Source organism: Micromonospora sp. BL1 (assembly GCF_003667485.1).
GTDB lineage: Bacteria > Actinomycetota > Actinomycetes > Mycobacteriales > Micromonosporaceae > Micromonospora > Micromonospora tulbaghiae.
This window is the reverse complement of record NZ_RCVK01000080.1, coordinates 1-4,241: the sequence shown is the minus strand read 5'-3', so window position 1 is coordinate 4,241 and position 4,241 is coordinate 1. Positions and strand designations below refer to the sequence as shown.

At 75.1% G+C, this 4,241-nt stretch carries 5 protein-coding genes and 1 pseudogene; 2 read left to right on the top strand and 4 right to left on the bottom strand.

Annotated elements, in window-relative coordinates:
• Window positions 1–135: 135 nt before the first annotated feature.
• Window positions 136–1,284, top strand: coding sequence for an SAM-dependent methyltransferase (locus tag EAD96_RS00625; protein ID WP_121682893.1), 1,149 nt, complete (start codon window positions 136–138; stop codon window positions 1,282–1,284).
• A 12-nt stretch (window positions 1,285–1,296) separates the two neighbouring features.
• Here EAD96_RS00625 and EAD96_RS00620 read toward each other — a convergent pair whose 3' ends face one another.
• Window positions 1,297–1,686, bottom strand: coding sequence for a hypothetical protein (locus tag EAD96_RS00620; RefSeq protein WP_233585322.1), 390 nt, complete (start codon window positions 1,684–1,686; stop codon window positions 1,297–1,299).
• Between the two features lie 234 nt (window positions 1,687–1,920).
• Between EAD96_RS00620 and EAD96_RS00615 the strand changes: the two genes are divergently transcribed.
• On the top strand, window positions 1,921–2,340 hold the full coding sequence (locus tag EAD96_RS00615) for a helix-turn-helix transcriptional regulator (protein WP_026268433.1): 420 nt from the start codon (window positions 1,921–1,923) through the stop codon (window positions 2,338–2,340).
• A gap of 25 nt (window positions 2,341–2,365) precedes the next feature.
• On the opposite strand, the gene EAD96_RS00610 is transcribed toward EAD96_RS00615, so the two are convergent.
• From EAD96_RS00610 to EAD96_RS00600, 3 genes and pseudogenes are all read right to left on the bottom strand, one after another.
• Entirely contained in the window at window positions 2,366–3,436 is a 1,071-nt protein-coding gene (locus EAD96_RS00610; protein WP_121682891.1) for a hypothetical protein, read from the bottom strand.
• Window positions 3,429–3,659 carry a heavy-metal-associated domain-containing protein gene (locus tag EAD96_RS00605; RefSeq protein WP_120573033.1) on the bottom strand — a complete coding sequence of 77 codons (231 nt, stop codon included), beginning with the start codon at window positions 3,657–3,659 and terminating at the stop codon, window positions 3,429–3,431. Before EAD96_RS00605 ends, EAD96_RS00610 begins: the two co-directional genes overlap by 8 nt.
• A gap of 109 nt (window positions 3,660–3,768) precedes the next feature.
• Window positions 3,769–4,241, bottom strand: a pseudogene (locus EAD96_RS00600) (recombinase RecQ); the annotation flags it as partial.

Genomic DNA, 4,241 nt, shown 5'->3' with positions numbered 1-4,241 from the left:
CCTCCCCTCATCCCGACGATCATGAAGTTGACGGCGCGACACGCCGTGTCCGGGTGCCGCCAACTTCATGATCGACGGGGTCGGGGCCAGGGCGGGCGAGTGGGAGCGCGGGGAGAGCAGGAGAGGTAGGTACTGATGCCGGAAGCGTTGGACTCGGCGCTGGCCGAGGTGCGGGCGTTGCTGCTCGCACCGGGGCTGACCCGCGCGGTCGCCGCCGGGCGCCGCCGTGGGCAGCGTCCCTCGGTGGTACGCGCGGAGCTGCGCCCGGTCACGCTGAAGGCCGGTCCCCGGTTGCAGATCGCCGTCTCGGACGGATCACGGCCGCACACCCGCAACGTGGCACCGGGTACGGAGGCCGGCGCCGCGGTCGACGAACTGCTCGCCGAGCCGTTCGGCAACTGGCACGTCGAGACCGCCGACGCCACGCTCCAGCTCCGGGTCACCAAGTCCGGCGAGGCGCAGGTGCACCGCGCGGCCGCCAGCCGTCCGGCCGCCGAGCCGGGCGGGCACGACCGGTCCAAGGAGTGGCTGCTCGACCCCGGCGATCCCCTGTTCCGGGAGATCGGCGGCTCGGCGGCCAAACGCCGGCAGGTCGACGCGTTCCTGCGGGCGCTCGCGGCCACGCTGCCCGACGACCTCACCGGCCCGCTGCGGGTGGTGGACCTGGGCTGTGGCAACGCGTACCTGACCTTCGCCGCCTACCGCTACCTGGTCCAGCGCGGCTTGGACGTGACGCTCGTCGGGGTCGACGTCCGCGAGGACCAGCGCCGCCGCAACACCGAGCTGGCCGAGCGGCTGGGCTGGGCCGACCGGGTCGGGTTCGTGGCCGGCACCATCGCCGAGGCGCCCGTCGAACCGGCGCCCGACCTGGTGCTGGCGCTGCACGCCTGCGACACCGCGACCGACGAGGCGCTGGCCCGGGCGGTGCGCTGGGGCGCCCGCTGGGTGCTCGCCGCGCCCTGCTGCCACCACGACCTGGCCGCCCAGCTCCGGGCCGGTCAGGCGCCCGCGCCGTACGAGCTGCTGACCCGGCAGGGCATCCTGCGGGAGCGGTTCGCCGACGTGCTCACCGACTCGCTGCGGGCCGCGCTGCTGCGCCTGCACGGCTACCGCGCCGAGGTGGTGGAGTTCGTCGACTCCCAGCACACGCCGCGCAACCTGCTCATCCGGGCACGCCGGACGGCGGGTGCGCCGGCCGACGCGCAGCGCGCGGAGTATCGCGAGCTGGTCGGCGAGTGGGGTGTCACGCCCCGGCTGGAGACGTTGCTGGCCGAGGCGGGCTGAGCCGCGGCGGTCCTACCGCCCCCGGTCGCCCCGGTTGCGGTCGCCCCGGTCCAGCACCGACACCCGCTCACCGGCGTTCCGGTGCGGCGGCCACTCGCCGTCGTGCGACGCGCTCGGGAACGGCACCACCTTCCCGGACTGCTCGGCGTTCCCGGCGGCGGCGAAGGCGTTCCACGAGATGTCCACGAGCATCCGCTTCAGCTCGGCGTGCCGGACCGCGGCGTTGCGCTGCAACGCCATCCGGGCTCCCAGCACCACCGAGGCCAGCGTCGTGCAGATCGCGCCGGTCGCGGCGATCAGGTGTACGCCGGTCGCATCGCCACCGCGTACCGCCAGCACCAGCAGCCAGATCCAGAAGCCGAGCGCGAACACCGCGGCCTTGGCTACGAAGAAGAGGCTCACCGCCCCAGGGCGATGCGGTACGGGACGGTCCGGCTCGGCCATGCTGTTCCTCCATCGACTCCCAGGGTTCACTCAGCCTATTACCCGAAGCACATTGCCCGAAGCACACTTCCGTAGTTGTCGGGTCTCGCCGACGGGACCTCCGGACCGATCAGTCAGTTACTTCTCCGGTCCGGCGTACTAGGCTCGGTGCGCGAGCCGGGCCACCGGAGGAAGGGGACAGATCCACCAGGGATGGGTTCCGCAGACGTTTCGCCACAGATGGCCTTCGCGCGCTTCGTACGCCGGGCCATCGACGCCGCGCGCGAGGAGCGCGGCTGGACGGTGACCGACCTCGCCACCCACACCGGTGTCGGCCGCTCCACGGTGTTCCGCTGGCTGGCCGGAGACTGGCAGGACTATCCCGAACTCGCGAAGGTCCGCGGCTTCTGCGCCGCCCTCGACCTGCCCGTGGCGGCCGCGTTCCGCGCGCTGGGCCTGCCCGACGCCGGGCCGGTGCCCCGCCGCCGGGGCGCCGAGGACGGCCCGGTGGAGGCCGACGTGCGGGTCATCCTGGATCGGCTCGCCGACCCGAACGTGCCCGCCGAGGAGAAGCACCACATCCGCGACCTGCTCCGCTACCTGGCCCGCCGCCCGGTCCGCCGGGCCGGCTGACCTCCCGGCCGCCGACGCCCGCGACTCAGGCCACGGTCAGCGTGAACTCGGCGGTCCGCACCACGCCGCCGACCTGGAAGTCCAGGAACAACCGGTAGCTGCCCGGCCCCGGCGCGGTCAGCCAGAACGTCACGTCGTCGCCGTCGCGTACCGGCTCCGGGTGCACGTGCAGGTAGCCGAGGTCGCCCTCACGCAACGCCACCAGATGCCCGTACGCCCCGAGGTACGGCTCCAGCGCCGCCGCCGCGCCGTCCGCGCCGGTGACCCGGAACCGCAGCGGCACCGACTTCCCCACCTCCGGCGTGCCGGCGTACCCGACGGTGAACCCGTCGACAGTGGCCGACGTGGCGGCGGCGGGCAGCGGCCGGGGCCGGTACGCGCCGGACGCGGTCAGGTCGGCACCGAGCACCACGGCGACCTGGCGTCCGTCGTCGGCCACCGCCGTGAAGTCCGCGTACATCCGCCAGGGGCCGGCCTCCGGCGCCGTGATCGGCACCGACCAGGTGCCGTCGGCGGCCATCGTCGGGTGCAGGTGCCGGTAGCCGCTGAGGTCACGCCGGACCATGATCACGTGCATCGGCTTGTCGTGCACGACGGCGAACCGGGTGACCGCCCGGCGCTGGTCGTCGCGGATCTGGAAGCGCAGCTCACCGGCGCGGCCCGCGACCAGCTCGGTCGACGGCACGAGCGTGTAGCCGGCCGAGGTGATCGACAGTCCGGTCGCGCCGTCGCCGCCACCCTGGGTGACAGTGGCGCCGTCGTGCGTGTGCGCGCCGGTCCCGGGTGAGTGGGCGTGCGCGCCACCGTCGGCGCCGCCCGTGGCGACCCCGCCGGCCGTCGCGCTGCCGGGCCGGGCCGGGTCGGCCGGCGCGTTCATCCGCCCGAGGCCGAAGCCGAGCAGAACGGCGAGCACCAGGCCGCCCACCACCAGGGCCAGCCGCAGCGTCTCCCGGTCCACCACGGCGGGACCGGCCGCAGCCGCCCCGGCCGAGCCACCCGCGCCGTCCCCGGACCGCGTCGCGAGGGCGTCGGAGCCGGCCTCGGAGTCGTCGGGGACGACGCCGGTGCCGGACGTGACCGACGACGACTCAGGCACCGCCGCCGACCAGCTCGTAACCCGCCTCGTCCACGGCGGCACGCACGGACTCGTCGGACAGCGGCGCCGCGCTGGTGACAGTGGCGGTGCCGCTGGTCAGATCGATGCGGACCTCGTCGACACCGGGCAGCGCGGACAGCTCCTCGGTCACCGCCTTGACGCAGTGTTCGCAGGTCATCCCGGTCACGGTGTACGTCTGGACGACGGGTCGCTGCTCGGTCATGACCCCACGGTACCGCCGCCCGGGCGCGGGCCAGACGACGGTCCGCCGACGGTGGTGACGCTCGCATTCCGCCCGGCCCGGGAACTTTCCGCGCAGGCCGGGAAACGGGTCAGCCGGCCACCGCGAGCGCCAGCGGCAGCACGTCCGGCGCGCCGGCCCGGCGCAGCAGCCGCGCCACCATGGCCATCGTCCAGCCCGAGTCGACCAGGTCGTCCACCAGCAGCACCGGCCCGTCCAGCCCCGGCAGCGCGCCGGCCAGCTCGCCGGGCAGGTGGAAGGCGTCGTGCAGCGCGCGTACCCGCTGGGCGCTGTTGCCCCGCGGCCCGCCGGCCCCGGCCGGGCCGGTGGGGTCGACCCGGCCGAGCAGCGGCAGCCGGCCCACGGCGGCGATCCGCTCGGCCAGCGAGCCGACGAGCAACGGTCGCGTCCGGGAGCCGACCGCCACCACGCCCACCGGCCGCCGGGGCCACGGGTCGTCGCCGTGCGCCCACGCCTTCAGCACCTCGACCACGGCGGCCACCACGTCGTCGGGCACCGGGCCGTCCGGCGCCTCCGGCCCGACCAGCCCGCGCAGACGTTCCT

Excerpts from the sequence above, each read along its gene's own strand:
- EAD96_RS00625 (WP_121682893.1), top strand. The coding sequence starts at position 136 with ATGCCGGAAGCGTTGGACTCGGCGCTGGCCGAGGTGCGGGCGTTGCTG.
- EAD96_RS00615 (WP_026268433.1), top strand. The coding sequence starts at position 1,921 with ATGGGTTCCGCAGACGTTTCGCCACAGATGGCCTTCGCGCGCTTCGTA.
- EAD96_RS00605 (WP_120573033.1), bottom strand. The coding sequence starts at position 3,659 with ATGACCGAGCAGCGACCCGTCGTCCAGACGTACACCGTGACCGGGATG.